Source organism: Methylobacterium sp. CB376, from assembly GCF_029714205.1.
Classification (GTDB): Bacteria; Pseudomonadota; Alphaproteobacteria; order Rhizobiales; family Beijerinckiaceae; genus Methylobacterium.
On record NZ_CP121648.1, the window covers coordinates 5425302 to 5443912 of the forward strand.

General features: G+C 67.4%; 14 protein-coding genes. 9 read left to right on the plus strand and 5 right to left on the minus strand.

Translation table 11 applies throughout. From position 1 onward, the window contains the following. Nucleotides 1–325: 325 nt before the first annotated feature. From rfbF to QA634_RS24990, 4 genes are all read left to right on the plus strand, one after another. Complete coding sequence (gene rfbF / locus QA634_RS24975; protein ID WP_012334685.1) at nucleotides 326–1165, plus strand: glucose-1-phosphate cytidylyltransferase; 840 nt, start codon at nucleotides 326–328, stop codon at nucleotides 1163–1165. A gap of 20 nt (nucleotides 1166–1185) precedes the next feature. After that, on the plus strand, nucleotides 1186–2235 hold the full coding sequence (locus QA634_RS24980; RefSeq protein WP_018260948.1) for an NAD-dependent epimerase/dehydratase family protein: 1050 nt from the start codon (nucleotides 1186–1188) through the stop codon (nucleotides 2233–2235). Between the two features lie 235 nt (nucleotides 2236–2470). After that, nucleotides 2471–3808 carry a glycosyltransferase gene (locus QA634_RS24985; RefSeq protein WP_012334687.1) on the plus strand — a complete coding sequence of 446 codons (1338 nt, stop codon included), beginning with the start codon at nucleotides 2471–2473 and terminating at the stop codon, nucleotides 3806–3808. Between the two features lie 383 nt (nucleotides 3809–4191). After that, nucleotides 4192–5376, plus strand: a complete 1185-nt coding sequence (locus tag QA634_RS24990) for a lipopolysaccharide biosynthesis protein (RefSeq protein ID WP_043701579.1) — start codon at nucleotides 4192–4194, stop codon at nucleotides 5374–5376. Nucleotides 5377–6049: 673 nt separating this feature from the next. Here the strand turns inward: QA634_RS24990 and QA634_RS24995 are convergent. After that, complete coding sequence (locus tag QA634_RS24995) at nucleotides 6050–6706, minus strand: class I SAM-dependent methyltransferase (RefSeq protein ID WP_012334689.1); 657 nt, start codon at nucleotides 6704–6706, stop codon at nucleotides 6050–6052. Nucleotides 6707–7384: 678 nt separating this feature from the next. On the opposite strand from QA634_RS24995, the gene QA634_RS25000 reads away from it, so the two are divergent. Both QA634_RS25000 and QA634_RS25005 read left to right on the plus strand, forming a co-directional pair. Continuing rightward, nucleotides 7385–7726, plus strand: a complete 342-nt coding sequence (locus tag QA634_RS25000; RefSeq protein WP_018260951.1) for a hypothetical protein — start codon at nucleotides 7385–7387, stop codon at nucleotides 7724–7726. Nucleotides 7727–7899: 173 nt separating this feature from the next. Continuing rightward, nucleotides 7900–9177 (plus strand): polysaccharide deacetylase family protein, encoded by a 1278-nt coding sequence (locus QA634_RS25005; RefSeq protein WP_150108724.1) that lies wholly within the window; start codon nucleotides 7900–7902, stop codon nucleotides 9175–9177. Nucleotides 9178–9425: 248 nt separating this feature from the next. Here the strand turns inward: QA634_RS25005 and QA634_RS25010 are convergent, their stop codons facing one another. Continuing rightward, nucleotides 9426–10310 carry an aldo/keto reductase gene (locus QA634_RS25010; RefSeq protein WP_012334692.1) on the minus strand — a complete coding sequence of 295 codons (885 nt, stop codon included), beginning with the start codon at nucleotides 10308–10310 and terminating at the stop codon, nucleotides 9426–9428. A gap of 82 nt (nucleotides 10311–10392) precedes the next feature. Next, on the minus strand, nucleotides 10393–11595 hold the full coding sequence (locus QA634_RS25015; RefSeq protein WP_012334693.1) for an acyltransferase family protein: 1203 nt from the start codon (nucleotides 11593–11595) through the stop codon (nucleotides 10393–10395). A gap of 578 nt (nucleotides 11596–12173) precedes the next feature. Between QA634_RS25015 and QA634_RS25020 the strand changes: the two genes are divergently transcribed. The 3 genes from QA634_RS25020 to QA634_RS25030 all read left to right on the plus strand — a co-directional run bounded on the left by QA634_RS25020 (nucleotide 12174) and on the right by QA634_RS25030 (nucleotide 16100). After that, entirely contained in the window at nucleotides 12174–12320 is a 147-nt protein-coding gene (locus QA634_RS25020; RefSeq protein WP_168169171.1) for a hypothetical protein, read from the plus strand. A gap of 326 nt (nucleotides 12321–12646) precedes the next feature. Next, entirely contained in the window at nucleotides 12647–12874 is a 228-nt protein-coding gene (locus tag QA634_RS25025) for a DUF6894 family protein (RefSeq protein ID WP_236728710.1), read from the plus strand. 1168 nt (nucleotides 12875–14042) lie between these two features. Continuing rightward, nucleotides 14043–16100 (plus strand): carbohydrate-binding domain-containing protein, encoded by a 2058-nt coding sequence (locus QA634_RS25030; protein ID WP_012334695.1) that lies wholly within the window; start codon nucleotides 14043–14045, stop codon nucleotides 16098–16100. 245 nt (nucleotides 16101–16345) lie between these two features. On the opposite strand, the gene QA634_RS25035 is transcribed toward QA634_RS25030, so the two are convergent. Next, nucleotides 16346–17080 carry a LuxR C-terminal-related transcriptional regulator gene (locus tag QA634_RS25035; RefSeq protein ID WP_012334696.1) on the minus strand — a complete coding sequence of 245 codons (735 nt, stop codon included), beginning with the start codon at nucleotides 17078–17080 and terminating at the stop codon, nucleotides 16346–16348. A 955-nt stretch (nucleotides 17081–18035) separates the two neighbouring features. Continuing rightward, nucleotides 18036–18413, minus strand: coding sequence for a hypothetical protein (locus tag QA634_RS25040; protein ID WP_012334697.1), 378 nt, complete (start codon nucleotides 18411–18413; stop codon nucleotides 18036–18038). Between the last annotated feature and the right edge of the window lie 198 nt (nucleotides 18414–18611).

Here is an 18611-nt window from a genome sequence, read left to right on the forward strand (position 1 = left end):
TCGATACAACGATTATACTCTTACGGCGCCACAAAATGGAGGGAGTGCTAGCGAAAATGAGTCCAGGACTGTAGCGACGCGAATGCACATGAGTCTCCATTCAAAACGGCGTCCAGACACCTTCACGCGGGAGCTTCAACGGGCGCGCCGTCGAGGGGCGAGCCGAGACCCAGCCGAGGTCTACATCCGATTGCCGGCGACGAGTTGACGTTCGTCAGGTTCGTGCATCGCGGGACCAGTTACATCAGCATCACTGGCGTATCTCCGGCCGACAGCGCGACTCGGCCGCCGCATTGAGATCACCTCGCCAGGGATGGGGAAACAGATGAAAGTTGTCATCCTTGCCGGTGGATACGGCACCCGCCTCAGTGAACACACCAGCGTCATCCCCAAACCACTTGTCGAGATCGGCGGCAGGCCGATGCTTTGGCACATTATGAAGATTTATTCACATTATGGTCTCAACGATTTCGTGATCTGCTGCGGCTACAAGGGGAATGTGATCAAGGATTATTTCTTGAATTACGCCAAACATGACAGCGATTTCACCGTCGATCTTCGGAATGACGTGATCGAATGCCATCGAAAGCCGACGGAGCCGTGGCGGGTGACGCTGGTCGACACCGGCGAGAAGACGATGACGGGGGGCCGCCTGAAGCGCGTGCGCCCGCATCTCGGCAATTCGACCTTCTGCCTGACCTACGGCGACGGGGTCGGGGACGTGAACATCTCCGAGTTGATCGCCTTCCACCACCAGCAGAGCGCGCTGGCGACCGTGACGGCGGTGCGGCAGCCCGGCCGGTTCGGAGCGATCAACCTGTCGGAGGATCGTCCGCGCGCCGCCGGCTTCCGCGAGAAGGACATGGCCGACGGTCAGATGATCAACGGCGGCTTCTTCGTCGTGGAGCCGGAAGCCCTCGACACGATCGACGGCGACGGCACCAGCTGGGAGAACGAGCCGCTCGCGCGCCTCATCGCCATGGACCAGCTCGCGGTCTATCGGCACCGCGGCTACTGGCAGAACATGGACACGCTCCGCGACAAGATGATCCTGCAGGAGCTCTGGGATCAGGGCAATCCGCCCTGGTGCATCTGGAACAAGCAGCGCCCGGCCTCCGCGCCAGCCGGTGCTTCGGAAGCGATCCACGCGGTCAGCGCGATCTAAAGGAGGCAGCATTGCGTATTTTGTACACTGGGTCCGACGGCTATATCGGCGCCGTGCTTGGCCCGAAGCTGCTGGAGAGCGGGCACGACGTCGTCGGTCTGGATTCCGGGTTCTATCGGCGGGGATGGCTGTTCGACGACGGGCGCACCCGGCCGATGGTGATCTCGAAGGACACCCGCCACGTGACGGTCGCGGACCTGACCGGCTTCGACGCGGTCGTGCATCTCGCCGAACTCTCCAACGACCCGCTCGGGGAGAACGATCCCGAGGTCACGATCGAGATCAACCACCGCGGCTCGGTCGAGCTCGCGCGCAAGTGCAAGCTCGCCGGCGTGCGCCGGTTCATCTACGCCTCGTCCTGCAGCGTGTACGGCGCGGCCGGCGCCGAGGCGCGGGTCGAAACGTCGGAGGTCAATCCCCAGACGGCCTACGCGCGCTGCAAGATCATGGTGGAGAACGACCTGCGCAGGCTCGCGGACGAGACCTTCACCCCGGTGTTCCTGCGCAACGCGACGGCCTTCGGCGCATCGCCGCGGCAGCGCTTCGACCTCGTCCTCAACAACCTCGCGGGCTTCGCGTTCACGACCGGCAAGATCCGCGTGATGAGCGACGGCAGCCCGTGCCGGCCCCTCGTCCACATCGAGGACATCTGCCAGGCCATCCTGTGCGCGCTCGAGGCCCCGCGCGAGAACGTCAGCGGCGAGGCGTTCAACGTCGGCGACGACGATCAGAACTACACGATCCGGGAGATCGCCGAGATCGTCGGTCGCGTCTTCCAGAATTGCGAGGTCACCTTCGGACCGAGCGGACCCGACAGCCGGAGCTACCGCGTCTCCTTCGCGAAGATCGCGCAGCGCATGCCGCGCTTCCGGTGCCGCTGGAGCGCGGAGCGGGGCGCGCGGCAGCTGAAATCCGTGTTCGAGCGGATCCAGCTCGACGCGGCCACGTTCAACGCCTCGCCCTACACGCGGCTGTCGGAGCTGCGCAGCCTGCAGGTGACGGACCAGCTCGACGGGCATCTCCACTGGACGCAGCTGAAGGAACAGGCTTGGCCCGAGGCCGCCGAGTAGGCGCCGGCCGCGCCGGATCCGGGCCGGGCGACGCGGCCCGGCCGCCGGGGCCGGGCCCCGCGGCGGCTGCCGGTCGGTGCCCCTTCGGCGCGGCGCGGCGTCGCGGCCAGCGGGCGCCCGGTCGGCCCCGTCGGCCGGACGGGCCGGCCTCGGTTCCCGGTCGGGCGGTCCGTCGCCCGCCCCTCCCGATCGTCCTCACGCGCGGATTGTCTCGCGGCTCGCAGAGGTGCACTGCATGTCCAGGTCAGGTCTTCGCCTGCTCTCGGTGAACAACTACTTCTACCGCCGCGGCGGGGCCGACGTCGTCTTTCTCGAGCAGAACGAGTTGTTCGAGGCGGCGGGTTGGGAGGTTGCGCCCTTCGCGATGCAGCATCCTCAGAATCTGCCCACCCCATGGGCGTCGTACTTCGTGGACGAGATCGAGCTCGGACGCCGTTACGGGGTGGGGCGGAGCATCACGAATGCCGGCCGCGTGATGTATTCCCTGCAGGCCCGGTCCCGGCTGGCGAAGCTGCTCGATCGGTTCCGGCCGGACATCGCCCACATCCACAACATCTACCACCATCTCTCGCCCTCGATCCTGCCGCTGATGCGGGCCCGGGGGATCCCGATCGTGATGTCGGTGCACGACATGAAGCTGGTCTGCCCCGCCTACACGGCGTTCCGCGACGGCCAGGTCTGCCGCGCGTGCCAGGGCGCGAAACTGTACAATGCCGTGCGCTACCGCTGCCTCAAGGGGTCTCGCCTGCTCTCCGGCTTCGTCGCGCTCGAAACCTCCCTGCATCGGCTGCTGGGCCTCTACGCGTCGAACGTGAGCCGCTTCGTCGTACCCAGTCGCTACTACCGCGACATACTGTTGGAGGCGGGCTGGCCGAGCGAGAAGGTCGCCCACGTTCCGAACTTCGTCGATCCGTCCCACTACGACCCGTCCCCCGAGATCGGCGACCGGTTCGTCTATTTCGGTCGCCTCGACCGGCTCAAGGGCATCGAGACGCTGCTGCGCGCGGCGGCGCAGGCCGGCGTTCCGCTGACCCTGGCGGGGCGCGGCCCCGACGAGGACAGCTTCCGGCAACTCGCCGAGTCGCTCGGCAGCGACGTGCACTTCGCCGGTCACCTCGACCGGCCGGGCCTGGCCGCCCTCCTGCGGACCGCGCGCGCGGCCGTGCTGCCGTCCGTGTGGAACGAGAATGCCCCGGTCTCCGTGCTGGAGGCCTACGCGGCGGGCCGGCCCGTCATCGCCAGCCGGATCGCGGGCATCCCCGAACTGATCCGGGAGGGCGAGACGGGCGTGCTCGTGCCGCCCGGCAACGTCGCGGCGCTCGCCGACGCCCTGTCGGATTTCGCCGCGATGCCGCCGGGACGGGTCGCCGCGCTGGGCGCCGCGGCGCGCGCCTGGGCGGCCCGCGACTTCTCGCCCGAGGCCTACCGGTCGCGCGTGCTCGGCCTCTACGCCGAGCTCGGTGTCAGCGAGGGGACGGGAGCCCGGGGGGCCTCCAGTGAGGCGGGTCCCGGCCAGGGCCACGGCCTCGCCGGCGCGGGCTCAGCATCGTTCGCCGGAGGGGTCGCCGGCTAAGCATCATTCGCCGAAGGGGTCACCGGTTCGGCGGCGAGGAATGATGCGAAAGCAAGAGGCTCAGCAGAATTGCAGGGCGCTATTCTGCTGAGGCCGCGACAATGATGCGGGAGGAGGACGCTGAGCAGACGTGCCGCAGGCGACTCTGTTCAGCCCGGCCCGATGCGGGCGAGGCCGGGCCCGCCGCGGGCGGCTGTCCCGATGAGCGGCTGGACGAACCGGCCGGCGCGGCGCCGCCTCCAGGCCTCGCTTCGGCGCGACAGCCCTCGACCTCGGCAACGACGATCCTCGGAGGATTCAGACGTGTATCGGCGGGCAGAAGGGCTTCTTTGATGGATCGATACGCGGTCGCAGTCCGCTGCCTCCTCCTGAGCATGAGGTGCATGATCCTCGTCTGCAAATTCGGGCTCGCGTTCTTCATCGGGAAGTACCTCGACCTCGCCTCCCTGGGGATCTTCGGCCTTGCCGCGGGCGCGGCCTCGTTCGGCCCGATCGTCTTCGGACTGGGCCTGATCCAGGTGATCATGCGGGACGCGGTCACGCTCTCGCTCGAGCGCGTGGTCGAACGCGTGCTGGCGTACTGGTGCCTGGTGGCGCTCCTCTACGGCGTGATCCTCGTCGCGGCTGTCCTGACGACGGTCGCGACCGGCGCGCCCTGGCTCGTCGTTCTCGTCTGCGGGATCGTCGTGTTCGAGCATCTGGGGAACGACATCGTCCAGCTCTACTCGTACCGCGAGCAACCCCTGTGGGCGAACGGCAACGCGTTCATCCGGGGCGGCTTGTGGATCATGGTGTACGTGCCGGTCGCGCTGCTGTTTCCATCGTTTCGCTCGCTGTCCTGCGTGCTCGGCTTCTGGCTGGCCGGCAGCGCGCTGGCCTTCGTCATCTTCCTGCTGGCGACGCGCGACTGGCCGTGGCGGACGGCCCTGAGCGGCGAGCTGACGCCGGCCTGGATGAAGACGACGATCAGGCGCTCGCTCGTGATCTACGTCAGCGATCTCAGCTTCGCGGCGAGCCAGCAGATCGACCGCTACGTGGTGACCGCCTTCCTGGGGCTGCGCCTCGCGGGAGTGTACTTTCTCTACTGGTCGGCCGCGAACGCGGTCAGCAATCTCGTGAGCGTCTCCGTGCTGCAGATCGAGCGGCCGCGCCTGATCAAGGCGTTCCACGAGGGCGTCGCGCAGCACCGCCGGCTCGTCCGCTCGGTGATGCGGGTGACCGTCCTCTCCTCGCTGGGCTTCAGCCTGATCGTCGTCTGCGGCGTACTGCTGTTCCTGCCGCTCATGAAACAGCAGGCCGTGACGCAGTACCCGGGGGCGCTCGCCCTGATCATGGCCGGGATCATCGTGAGAAACATCGCCGACGTCGGCGCGATGGGGCTGTTCACGGCCCACCGGGACGGCATCACCACCGTGACGAATTGCGCCGCCGTGCTGGGCCTGCTGGCGAGCCAAGTCATCCTGCTGCCGGTCGCGGGCCTCTACGGCGCCGGGGCCGCGATCCTGATCGCCTTCGGTGCGGTCTCGATCCAGCGCCACGTCCTGTTGTTCGGCGGCAGAGCCCCCTGAGCACGGCCGCTCCGCCCCGCCCGGGCGATCGCGGGAGCGCCCCGCGGGCGGATGCCCGATCGCTCCCTGCCGCGGGTCTGCGCCGCGCGCAGCCCCTTCCCGGCGCGGCAGCACGCAATCCGGGCCCGCCCGGCGGTCGGACCGGGCGGTGCGCCGGGGGCTGCACCGGAGAGCCGGGCGCGCTTCGGCCAAGGGCGGCCCGCGACGGACGCGCCGGAATCGTCCGCCGGGGCCTCGGCGGGCACGGCAGCCCTCGCCGGTGACGGCCCGGGGGGCGTCGCGCCGGACCGGCCGGGATTCTCGACGGGGTCGTGCCGGGCGAGGCGCGCGCGACCGCCGCCGGTGACGCGCCCTCCGGCCTGGCGGCCCGGCCGGCGCACCGCCTCGGCAGGTCTCCCAGGGCTCGATCTTCGCCGGAAGCGCCTCGGCGCGGCTGGCGGCGGGGCCGGGTGCCCCGCCGCCAGCCGCGCGACGCGATGATCGTCCCCGCTCCGTCCTGACCTCGACCCGGCCGATACGGTCCCGGCGCGGAGGGGAAGCCGAGCCCGCCCCCGCGGACGGGCGCAACCGGGAGGAGGCGTGCCGCCGAGCCGCCGCTCCGCCCGTGCGCGGCGCGCCGAGGCCCTGCGCCGCCGACCGGCGCCGGCCGGACCGCTTTGCCCCGGCCGCGATCCTACCAGGTCAAGGTGTAGGTGAGGGGAAATCCGAACAATTTCGATGTCCTGATCGTGTAATTCCTCACGCCCGCGCTGTCCGCGATGCTGGCAAGTTCCTGCTTTGACAGCAAATTCATGTAATTGCCAGTTGCCCAGTCTTTCCCGATCAGCCGAATGAATCGGTCGAACATCTGCTTGCTCAGCACGAGATGGAGCAGCGGAACCCGCGTATGCAGCTCGATCGGAAAATACCGGCTGGGGGTCGTCACGTAGCCACGTGCTCCGACGCGTCTCAGCTCACTGAGGAACCGGATCTGAGCAGGCTTTTCCCCGACATGCTCGATGACCGCATTCGCGTAAGAAATCGAGAATGACCTGTCATCGAATGGAAGATCAAGTCCGTCGGCAATGACCGGAGACACGGCGGGATATTTCGCTGGAAAATAGGTCAGAGTGGACTGCGCCACGGCCGTAATATTATGAGGGTACTGATAATATTTTTCGAGATAGTTATCGTACGGTGAATATTCTTCGTCATTGACGCCGACGTCGACGATCTTATCTGCCGGAGAAGGTGAGAAACGTGACAGGAAATCGTCGAATTTCGCCTTGCGATTGCGCCCCGAGATTGTCGCGGCGATTTTCTCAACCAGAACGGACATGGTGATGCGCACCTCAGATCGTGAGTTGATGATTTGCGAGCGGACGGGAGGTCGTCCGCGCGGTGACCCGACGATTCATCTCAGGCTTGGTCCCCCAGATCTCCTCCGTCGTGACTGATGCGAGCTCGTTCTGCTCCGGCTCTCCGATGTCATTCCGGTGGAGTGGCCTTGCCGATTATCGTCCAACTACTCTTCCTGTTTCCCAGCCATTGCCGACAGTTGCAGGCCAAATCCGCCGGGCCCGTCGCATCCAAGCATCGCATTCAGCACGCAAACGACGGCGCAGCTTTCTCGGCATCGTATACGCTGGGCTGCACTGGTTGATATTGACACGCGTCAAATCCGAGCAGCGCGTGTCGGACGGTCCGTTTCGAGTGCGGATCCGTTTGTGCTTGCGAACGGTGGCGCGAGCTCGCTTCCGCGATGGCTGGCGCGGCGTCGCCGGAGCGCGCGGCCGCGCCATCGGGCCGTCCTCCGCCAGCACGGCCGCGCCCCTGGGCGCGCCGCGCGGCCGACCCGGGCGCGCCCTCCGCATCGGATCGCGCGACGGTCCTGGTTCCGAACGATGAGGGCCGGCCCGACCGGCGGGAGCCATCAGCCCCTCGGCTTCCTTCGGTCGGCGTGCTACGTTGACCGAATAAAAAGGTCCGGTCGGCGAGCCGTGTTTTGCGCGATCGGAAGCGATCCATCATGAAGCGTCATTCCAGATTGGCCGCCGACTGTGCCGCTTCACTTTGCGCCTGGCTCGCGATTCCGCGCGACGTCTGGCAGGAGCTCTATCGTCGGCGGCACCCGGCCAAGGTGGCGGCGGAGCCTCCCCGCGGCCGCCATGGCCGCCGCCGCCGACGGTCGCAGTGGCTGATCAATGCGCGCTACGGCGTCGATTACTTCGTCATCAGCGCCAGGAGGCGGCGCTCCAGCGCCGCGGACCGGAGCAACTTTCTCATCATGCTGACGGTCACGGCATTTCTGATCTTTTTCATCTTCATTTCTGGGTACGATTACTTGTTCGTCTGGAGCGATTTTCCCTGACGCGGCGATCTCCCGCGGCCGGCGGGTCGTCGCGCGCCGCGGCACGGTCGCAATTGACGGCCGTCAACTTCGGCTCGGCGGGTCGATGCAATCTGCACATCGCACGCCAGCGCGCCCAGATCCGGCGAGGACGAGCGTACCGGCGGTCTCACCGTCCGCGCGATCCCGGCGGCGTGAGGGATGCGCGCCCGGCGGTTTCCGAAGGCCGCGTGGCGCACCCCGCGGCGAGGAGGCCCGCCCCGCACCGCGGGCATCGAGGCTCGACCGACCCGCGGTCCCGACAAGAGCGATCGCCCGCCTTCGTGGGTCGGATCGAGACCCGTTCAGGCGAGACGGAGGTCACGTTGTTCTCATTCCCGGACTTCGCGCGCGAGATCGAGCGGACGGCCATCGACGTGACGTGGCGGTCCGGCCTGTCTCGCCTGTTCGTCCGAAATTTCGCCGGACGCGGCGCCGTGTACATGTTTCACAGCGTCGTGCCCGACCGGGCGAGATTCCTGACGCCCGGCCTGCGGGCGAGCCCGCGCTTCGTCGACCGCTTCCTGGCCGATCTGCGACGACGCGACATCGACATCATCAGGATCGAGGACCTCGAAGACAGGCTGAGATCTCCGAATTCCCGCAGGTTCATCGTCTTCACGTTCGACGACGGCTACGTCGACAACCTCCAATATGCGCTTCCGGTGTTTGAGAAGCACCGTGCTCCGATGACGATCTACGTCACAACCAGCATGATCACCGGCGAGCTCTACTGCTGGTGGCTCGCACTGGAGCGCCTCATACTCGAGACATCGCGCGTCGACATCGCCCCGATGGGGCGGCGATTCGTGTGCGCCACGATGGGCGACAAGCTTCGCGCCTACCGGGAGATCTCCACCTGGGTCTCGGACGACATCACCGGACGAGCGCCGCTTCTGCAGCCCCTCTTCCTGGTCTCCGGCGTGTCGACCCGACAGATCGTCGAGAATGTCGGGCTGTCCGTCGAACAGCTCAAATATCTCGGCCGGAACGATCTGGTCACCATCGGCGGCCACACCGACCGGCACGCCGAGCTCTCGCGGTTGGGCGAGAGCGAGGCCCGCGCCGAGATCGTGGCGAACAAGCGCTATCTGGAGGACACCCTTCAGAACGAGGTCTCGCACTTCGCCTTCCCGTTCGGGGGCAGGACGGCCTGCGGCGAGCGGGAAGCCCGGCTCGTGCGGGAGGCGGGGTACCGGACCGCCGTCACGACCGAGCACGGCTGCGTCTTCGATCGACACCTCGGTCGCCTTCACCTCCTCCCGCGGATCGGATCGTCGCGGCACTACGAATCCGTCAGCCTCGCTCACCTGCAGACCGACGGGGCGCTCGCGGCCCTGAGGACCTGGGCCCGGAACGGCGCGCGGTGGCGGGCGGCCGCCCCGAGGGCCTCGCACGGCTTCGGGACCGGAACGGGGCAAGGGTCGTTCTGACCTGCTCCCGAGAGCGGCCCGGCCGGGAAGCGAGGCAGCGACGACGGCCCGCCCGCGGCATCGCGGCTTTCGGCGGCGAGGAGGAGTCCGCGCGGCGGATGGAGGACCGGCCGGAGGGCACGCGCCTCCTCCGGGCATGACGGCCCCTAGAGCATTTTCCGACGAAGTGGATGCCGGTTCGTCGAAGAGAATGCGGCAAAATCAAAGACCTAGAGCAGGGTTCCGTTGCAACTTGATCGAACCCTGCTCTAGGCGCGGCGGAGCAGGCGGCGCAGCATGGGCGGGAGCCGCGGCCGCCGTCCGAACGTCGCCGGGTCGGGGCCGAGGCGGCCATCCGCGCGGTCGAGGGACGCGATGGCGGCGTGATCCTCCGCCGTGAGCGCGAAGTCGAAGACGCGGATGTTCTCGGCGAGCCGCACCGGCGAGGCCGATTTGGGGATCGCCACGCAGCCGTTCTCCAGGTGCCAGCGCAGCACGACCTGGGCCGGCGTGCGGCCGTGGCGGTCGGCGATGCCCCGCAGCACGGGATCGGCGAGGCAGCCGGCGCGTCCGAGCGGGCTCCAGGCCTGGGTCACGATGCCGTACCGCGCGTGGACCTCCCGCAGCCCTCGCTGCTGGAAGTGAGGATGAAGCTCGATCTGGTTCACGCAGGGCAGGATTCCGGTGGCGTCGGCGATGCGCGCCAAGTGCTCCTCGGTGAAGTTCGAGACGCCGATCGAGCGCACGCGGCCCTGCCTGCGCAGCTCCACCAGGGCGCGCCACGCGTCGACGTAGGCCTTGCGCTGCGGGCACGGCCAATGGATCAGGTAGAGGTCGATGACCTGGAGACCGAGTCTCGCCGCACTCGCATCGCACGCGCGCAGCGCCGCGTCGTAGCCGTGATCGTCGTTCCAGAGCTTCGTGGTGACGTGCAGGGCGTCCCGGGAAACCGGGCTCTGCCGCAGGGCCCGACCGACACCGGCCTCGTTGCCGTAATTCGCGGCCGTGTCGATCGAGCGGTACCCCGCGCCGATGGCGGCCGCGACCACGTCCGGAAGACGCTCCTCCGCGATCTGCCACACGCCGAGGCCGAGCTGGGGCATCGCGTGTCCGTCGTTGAGCTGGACGCGCGGGAGGGTCAGCACATCGTTCATCGGCACACCTTGAGGCTCTCGCCGCGAGCCCCCCTGCGCCGCGGCAGAGGGGTGACCGGCACCTGCCTTCCGTCGCTTCGCCTCACGACGGCTTGATCTCGCGCGGCGCGACGAGAGCCTTCCTCCAGTGCCTGCGCTTCAACATATCGGTCAGGACGGCCCGGACCTTGCCGGAATGCCGCTCGAAGAGGAGGTACAGCAGGCAGGAGCTCATGATGCATATCAGCGAGAACGTGGCCCACAGCAGAATTGAGGTCAGATTGTACTCGACGACTCGCGCCGCGAAGGCGACGTTGAGGGCCACCAGCATCGGATAGTGAAAAGCGTAGAGTGAGAAGCTCGACCGCGCGATGAGTCCGGTCCAGCTTCCCAACCGTGTCACGCCGACGTCGAGGATTTCGAGCGCCTTGATCGCGCCGGCCGTCAGCAGGCCCAGTTGCAGGTGGTACGCGGCCCAGGACGGCAGCAAACCCCGCGCGAGGAGGACGGCGCTGACCGCGACGCCGAGCGCGATCGCGGCGCCGATCAGCGGCCCCGGAGCGCGAACCGCGTACACGGCCGCGCCGATGCACCATATCGCAAAATAGAAGAAGAACTTGAGTCCGGTATGGGTCCCCTGGACGTCCAGGCGCTCCGACGCGACGAAGAGGGCAAGAACGAAGATCGCGATCAGCGGGCACAGGACATTCTGTCGGATGCTCAGCAAGCAGAAGAAGAGGACGTAGTACCATGCCTCGTTCGACAAGCTCCAGAGAGCGAGGTTTCCGGCAAACTCGTGGCAGAGGATGGTCTGCAGGAACAGCGCGTTGCATGCCGCGGCGGCGGGCGTGAGTTTGGCTTCGAGCAGCCGGTCCGCGTGGTACAGATCGGCGTGGGCAACGGCGAAGGTGGACCAGTTCGCCGATTGCTGCGAGAGCACGTAGAGGAGGGCGGAGAGCACGAGGGACGGGATCAGGACCGTGTAGAGGCGCGAGAGGCGCGCGCCCGCGTAGTCCGCGGCGCTCAGCCGCCCCGTCCTGGCTCGGACGATCGCCGGCCCACCCACCAAATACCCGCTCAGAACGAAGAACACGATCACGGCCGCGACACCGTGCTGGCTCACCATCCATACAAACGAATACAAGTATCTGATCGGCTCACTGTATTCCGCGCCCGGCACTTTCTCCAGAAACAAGAGCTGATACGAGTGAAATAACAGAACTTCGATTGCGGCTATGCCTCTCGCCAAATCCAACCATGCGCTGAGCCGGGGCGGTATTTGATTATCCTGGCGTATTGAGATCATTTCGGCGCCCTATGAGTTCTCTGAAAATGCTTTTTATTCACATTCTCAGTCCGAATCCGGCCCCGGAGACAAGGGCGCCAGCATGGCATCGGACATACGCCTAACGCGTCGGCCTGCCGGCGATTTGACGGCCGTCAACAATCTTCTGTTTCGCGGATGTGTCTCGGCGCAAGCTTGACGCCGCGCGGTGGCGGGCGCGTCCCGGAGCGACGCGGGGCCGGGCGTGACTCGGGCTCGCACCGGTCGGGCGCTCGCTCTCGCCGGCGCGCCCCCTGCCCCGAGCAGCCGTCCTGTCCGCGATCGGCGATCGCCCGGCAGGGTGGCCGGCCAGGGTGGCGGCGCGCCGCGTCATGGACGAATCACTCGGACGAATCACTCGGACGGATCGCCCGCTCGCCGACCGGCGGGCAGCCCGCGCGGCAGAGCCGAGGGCGCGAAGCCCGCGCGGGCGGGACGCGGCGCCCGCAGCCGCCGCCTCGAAGGCGGATGGCGCGGGCCCGCTCGGCGGGGTGGGATCGGCGTCGGCCGGCACGTGACGCGGGGGGGGGACCGGCCGTGCCAAGCCCGGAGGGCGTTCGATGCGCGATCAGGCCGGGTCGCGCCGCGAGCCCTCGGGTATCAAAGTTTCGATTTCAGTCTTTCTGCGCCGCGTTCTGAACTTTGCTCTTGGTGGTCTTTGCAATTATTTTCTTTATGTGCTGTTTTATTTGGTCTGCTCGCTTTGAAGAAGGGCTATCTGAAATTCTTTGTTCGAGGAATTCTTGTATATACATCGCCCGTCCCCTTCTCCAAGCATGCTCGCGCACCCGATGAGGGTCGGGCCAAAACGAGCATGGCGTCGCTCCGTTCCAAGCGTCCCGAGCAAGTTCTTTGCCTTGTTTCTGACATATAGCAGGAAACCGCCTGCGCTTCCATCACTAGTAACGCGTCAAAATGGGTGTCGTTGCCGTTACAAGCTTGACCGTGGCAGTGAGTTGCGGCTTATCGCAAACTACGTAGTGACTGCGTAGGCGCAGATCGGGTACTTTTGTGCGTGTTGATGGGGGCTGATGTGGCACAGCGCTTCTACGTGGATCTGTCAGACAGCGAGAACCTGATTCGCGACGAGGAGGGTGTAGACGCGGATTCACTGGAAGAAATTCTTGAACAAGCCAAAATCGTGATCGCCGAGATGCTGCTCAGCGGAAAATTCGATTACTCTGACGGCGGCTGGCAGCTCGTCATTCGGTCCGAGAATGGAGCCGTGGTGGCGACGATCCCGTTCGTCGCCGAGACCTGAATAGTGGCGAGTGTCAGCGTGACAGGTCGAGGAGCCGCATCTGATCGCGCGACGGCACGTAAAGCGGGAGCGTTGTTGTCGGGGTAACGTGTCCCGCCGGCGATCGCCGGACCCGGACTATCCTGCGCAGTCAGGGGAGAGCGCGATCCGATCCCGCTGCCGATCGATCCTGATCGAGTCCGCCGCGTTCGCGACCTGCCCGGCACCGATTCGGCGGGCGCGGCGTCGCGGAACCTCGGCGGCCGCGGTGGGCCCGACCCCACCGGCGCTGCCCGCTCGCGCCGCAGGAACCATCCGACCTGAAAGCGTGGCTTGCCGATCGGACGGACGCGCGCAGCGCTCCCGTCGCGGCGCGCGGGGCACCGCGCTCCCGTTCACGCTTGCCGGCCGCCCTCGCCGGCGGATCGGCGACCGCGGCGCTGAGCCGATCCCCGACACCGACGAGCGGTCCGATGCCGCGATGATCGCCCCGCGCAGGGTCTCCGGCCGGGCCGACGCGCCGCGCGAGGCCGATGCGGGCGCGGCGAGAGGTTCCGGTCCCGCATCATCTCCGCGACCGGACCGGCGACCTCTCGGCGCGCGATGCCGCGCCCCGCTGCAGCGCCAGCCGGGCGGCGTTCCGGCCGCGGCGTCCACCCGCTCCCGCGGCCGCCTCGCGCCCTGCCGGGGCGGCGCGGCCCAGACCAGCGAGCGCTGAAATGTACCGGACCGTACCTTCTGGCACCGATCAGGGCCAGATTTGATCAGCACTACCGGGAGCGCGAGCGCCCCTGTGCCAGACCATCCACGGCAGCATACCCAGAGACACCGATGTGCTGGGACAATGCCACGGCCGGCGCTTGGCCGATGGCGGCGATAAACAGGCGCCGCCGACTGCCGTTAAGCTTCTGTTAACCATTTCGACAGATTGTTTCAGAACCACGACCGAGGCTGCTTGCTGTTGGACAGCCCGCAGAATCCGTCCGTCAGGCCGATCGCGGGAGCGGGCGCGCTCCGGCGGGGGCGCGGTGTGCCGGCCGGGTACGACCTGACGGACGGTTCCTGACCGGCCGATGACTTTCGCGAGCTTGATGCGTCGCGCTCCGCCTCGCGCGGAGCTTCGACTGTGTACCGTGAGTAGCTTCGTCAAAAAAAAAGCAGATTCGAAAAAACTCATGGGGGTCGAGCGATGACGTTGTCGGTTGACGAGGTTCTGCGGCAGAACACGGTCGGCTTCAGCGAGGCGGCGCCGCTCGGCGTGCCGACCAGCTACTCGTGGTACGGCGGTGCCGACCAGTTCACGGCCGCGGCGCCCTCCGGCTTCACCGCCGTCACGGCCTGGGGCCAAGTCTACCAGGAGGCCGGGGCACCCGCCTACAGCAACCCGAGCGCCCGCGTGCAGGTCGGCAACACCCAGACCTTCGTCCACATCAAGGCCACCGGCGAGTGGGTTCAGGTCCAGAGCCAAGCCGGCAACGCCATCGCGGGCGGCCACTTCGCGACCGACTTCGCCGGCAACACCGCCACCGCGATGCCCGTCAGCACCGGCGCGGACGGCTCCGCGACCTTCGACGCGCCGTCGGCCGGCTACAACGACCATTTCTGGCCGACCGCGCGCGGCATCTACGCGGCCAACGCGGTCGATGCCGTCTACGTGCAGATGGACATGCGCGTCACGGATCCCAACCTCCACCTGATCGCCAATATCGGGGCGGACTGGTGGCGCGACGCGTCGGCCGGGTTCGTGGACGGCTTCGCCAACAATCCCTGCGCGGGCATGAACAACTGGGCCAAGCTGACGACCGAGTGGAGGACGCTGGCCTACTGCTCCTCCGACGCCGTGCTGCGGGCCGACCCGCCGCCGGTCGTGACCGGCGCCGCGCTCGAACCCACCGTCACGCCGCTTCCCCTGCCGGACACGATCCCGACCGTCACCGCCCCCACGGACCCGACCCCGCCGACCCCCGCGCAGCCGGACACGGCGCCGGCCATGACGCCGCCCGCGGCGGCGGCCGACGTGAACCTCCTGGTGAACGGCTCCTTCGAGCAGAGCGCGGTGGCGCCCGGCCAGGGCGCCGCCTTCGACGCGGTTCCGGGCTGGCAGGCCATCTCGGGCGGCAAGATCGAGCTGTGGAACCAGCTCAACGGGGTGTCGGCGACGGACGGCGCGAAGTTCGGCGAGCTGGACTACCTGGGCGCCCAGGACGGCCTCACCCAGACCGTGAAGACCGCGGCCGGCCAGAGCTACGCCCTGAGCTTCGACGCGCGCAACCGCCCCGGCCTGAGCGCCTCCACCTGCAGCATCGAGGTGCTCTGGAACGACAAGCTGATCGCGACGGTGCCGCCGGGCAGCGACTGGAGCCGGTACAATTTCCCGGTGGTCGGCACGGGCCAGGACGACCGGCTGACGCTGCGCGAGGTCGCGAGCCAGGGCGGGGACGGCCTCGGGGCCCTGTACGACAACGTCAGCCTCGTCGCGACGGGCCCGGCCGCTCCGGCGCAGTCGACGGCGCCGGCGACGGTCGGCGCCGGGTCGGACCAGCTCCTGCTGCAGATCAGCCAGGACGCCTACCAGGGCGACGCGCAGTACACGGTCTCGGTCGACGGGCGCCAGGTCGGGGATACGCAGACGGCGCACGCCTCGCACGCGGACGGCAAGGCCGACCAGCTGCTGGTGCTCGGGGATTGGGGCGCGGGCGGGCACACGGTGTCGGTCAACTTCCTGAACGACGCCTGGGGCGGCACGCCGGGCACGGACCGGAACCTGTACGTGACCGGGGCGAGCTACAACGGCGCCGACGTTGCCGGGGCCGCCCACTCGCTCCACACGTCCGGGGCGCAGAGCTTCGCGTTCGCCGCGCCCGGTTCGGCGACGGCGACCGATCCGGTCCAGCCGGCGGCGACGATCGGTGCCGGCTCCAACCGGCTCCTGCTGCAGATCAGCCAGGACGCCTACAGGGGCGACGCGCAGTACACGGTCTCGGTCGACGGGCGCCAGGTCGGGGATACGCAGACGGCGCACGCCTCGCACGCGGACGGCAAGGCCGACCAGCTGCTGGTGCTCGGGGATTGGGGCGCGGGCAGGCACACGGTGTCGGTCAACTTCCTGAACGACGCCTGGGACGGCACGCCGAGCACGGACCGGAACCTGTACGTGACCGGGGCGAGCTACAACGGCGCTGACGTTGCCGGGGCCGCCCACTCGCTCTACGGGGCCGGGCCGCAGAGCTTCACCTTTGGTGGATGAGGAGCGCCCGGCAGGGACCCTCCGGGGCCCGCGCGCGGGATCAGGACTCGGCCCGTCGCTCCTGCCGCGCCGCGTCGGCGGTCACGCCTCGCGGGGCTCCCGGGGCAGTTCCCGGCGGGCTGGGGCGGCGCGGCGCGTGCGGGCGATCCGGCACGCGGGCGGAGTCGGCCCGACCGGATCATCCTCCCGGAGCGGCGGCGCGCCCGAAACGGGTCGCGGTCGAGCGGACCTCGATGGGGTGGAACTCAGAAATAGGTGCCGTTTCGGAAATGCACGGCGACGCCTCCGGCCGCGTGCTCGCCGAAACCGCTGATGATGAACGGGTTGCCGGCCCGGGTCTCCGTCTGCGGCGAGCCGCCCACGAGCTTGGCCGCGATGAAGGCCGCCTCGGTCCGGTTTCGCGCCCCGAGCGCGCGGAGAAGCGCCGCCGTGTGGATCTTCGCCGTGCCCGCGGCGATGTTCAGGGAGTTGGCGATCTCCTTGTTGGACATGCCCTGGGCCAACAGAGGCAGGATCTCGTGTTGACGAGGCGTCAGCTTCAGCCGGTCGCTCGGCAGGGCAATCGACGCGGGGGTGTTCGGCTTGACGTCGTCCCCATCCGCGAGCCATCGTGGCACGTAGATCCGCCCCGAGAGGAGGTCCGTGATCGCTCTGATCAGCTCGCTATCGGGCTGCATCTTGTAAATGAAGCCATGAAATCCCGCAGACAGACAATTCAAGACGTCCGAGCGTGCATTCGAGGATGACATCACGGCAAATCGCATACTGCGGCAGGCAACACGCATTTCCTTGATGCGTTCGAGCGCTTCCTTGCTCAAGTTAAATGCATCTATTAGGACAAGATCGGCTTGGAAATTTTTATCGACTTGAGCGAGCGATGAGGCATCGGTAATACGGACTTTGTCAAGGTTAGCTTCAATAATATTACGAAGGCCGACGCGGTAGACACTGTGCTCATCGACAAGCAAGATTTCAGGCACGGCACGATTCTCCCGATCTTCACGTCGGCACCAAATCCAAGAGCTTGTTAAACCTAGTTACATCTGTATACCTCACCTCAGCCTCACCAGCGGTTGAATTCATTGTCCTCGATACACCTGACGCCAACATGCCATGTTAATACATTCAAATTATCCGCAGCGATCTAGATTTTGTCAAGGCTGGCGGCAAAAGCACAGCTTGCCTATCCCGTGAGAATGGCGGGCGATACAAATGCCAATAAGGCATCAATCGCATCCTATAGTGGACAAAGTTCGCTCATTACAAAATATACTCTAGCCATGCACCGACCTTTCTGTGACGCATGGTCTGGACAGGTTCTCTCCCACGGTAGCAACGTAAATACTTAAATACACAGCCGTTATAAGTTTACGCATTTCAGTTTGGATGTTACTCTTTGCAAGATCAACTCGATTGTTGCGTCGCGGTAGCGATTTCACACGAGATTTGTCGTCCGGCTGATAAGCGGGCAAGTGCCGGGCATCCACTCGCACTGCACACTAAGCGGCCGCACTTAACGATGACGCTGCACGTTAGCGAGCAGACAAAATCTTCTGCGGCTCGGCCCACAGCAGATTGTCCTCGAGCGTATCAATCGACCCTGCCGGTGCAACTATCGATCCGTCGATCTATGCCCCGAGGCGGGTCGCGCCGATTTCATCGCCGAACCGGCTCCCCAGGGGCGGCGCGGAATCCCGTGCGTCCCCTCCTGCGGCGCCGCAGCACCCGCGAACCTGCACCTAACGGTTGCGCCTGCCCCGCGGCGGGACCGATCCGCCCGCGCACCCGGCCAGTCACCCGTGCCCGGTCTCGGCCCGAGGCGGGCCGCCGAAGGTCCGGCCGGCGCCGCGCCGCCGGTGCGGCCGAGCCGGCCGGGGGAACGCGACCTCAGGCCCCGGTCGGGTCGGCGGGGGCGGTCCCCGTCACGGCGAATCGCTACGGGCGCCAGGCCGACATCCACACCGCCCTCCTCAGCCTCGCCTCGGCGCGCAGCACCTGGTGCTTGCTCGGTCCCTGGCTCCGCGCGGGTCCCGCGATCGGCTGCACGCTGCACGGCTGGTCGCGCAGGGGCACGATCTCGCGCAGGCGGGCCATCGCCGCCTCGTAGGTGTCGTACCGCTCCACCAGCGGCTGGCCCTTCCTCGGGATCGTCAGCAGGGCGAAGTGCGCCGGCCGGCGCCGGATCCAACCGCGCGCGCGCTGCCACACGACGACCGCGTGGCATGACTCGGTGCTCGCCGCCGCCCAGTCGGAGCCGTCCCGGTATTGCGGCCAATCGGCTTCCCAAATCGGTCCCTGGACGCGGAGGGCCATCCAGACAACGGACCGGGCCGCCGTGCGGTGGATCTCTCCATGTCTCATTCGGATTGCCTGGCGTGCGCGATGCGGGAGATCGGATGGCGCGGGGGTGAGGGCGGCGGCTGCGGATGCCCGCCCACCCCCTCGCGCGGAGAACGGCGCGCCGTGGACACTCTGAAACCGGGGTCGATCACGGTGCAATCGCGCCCTGTT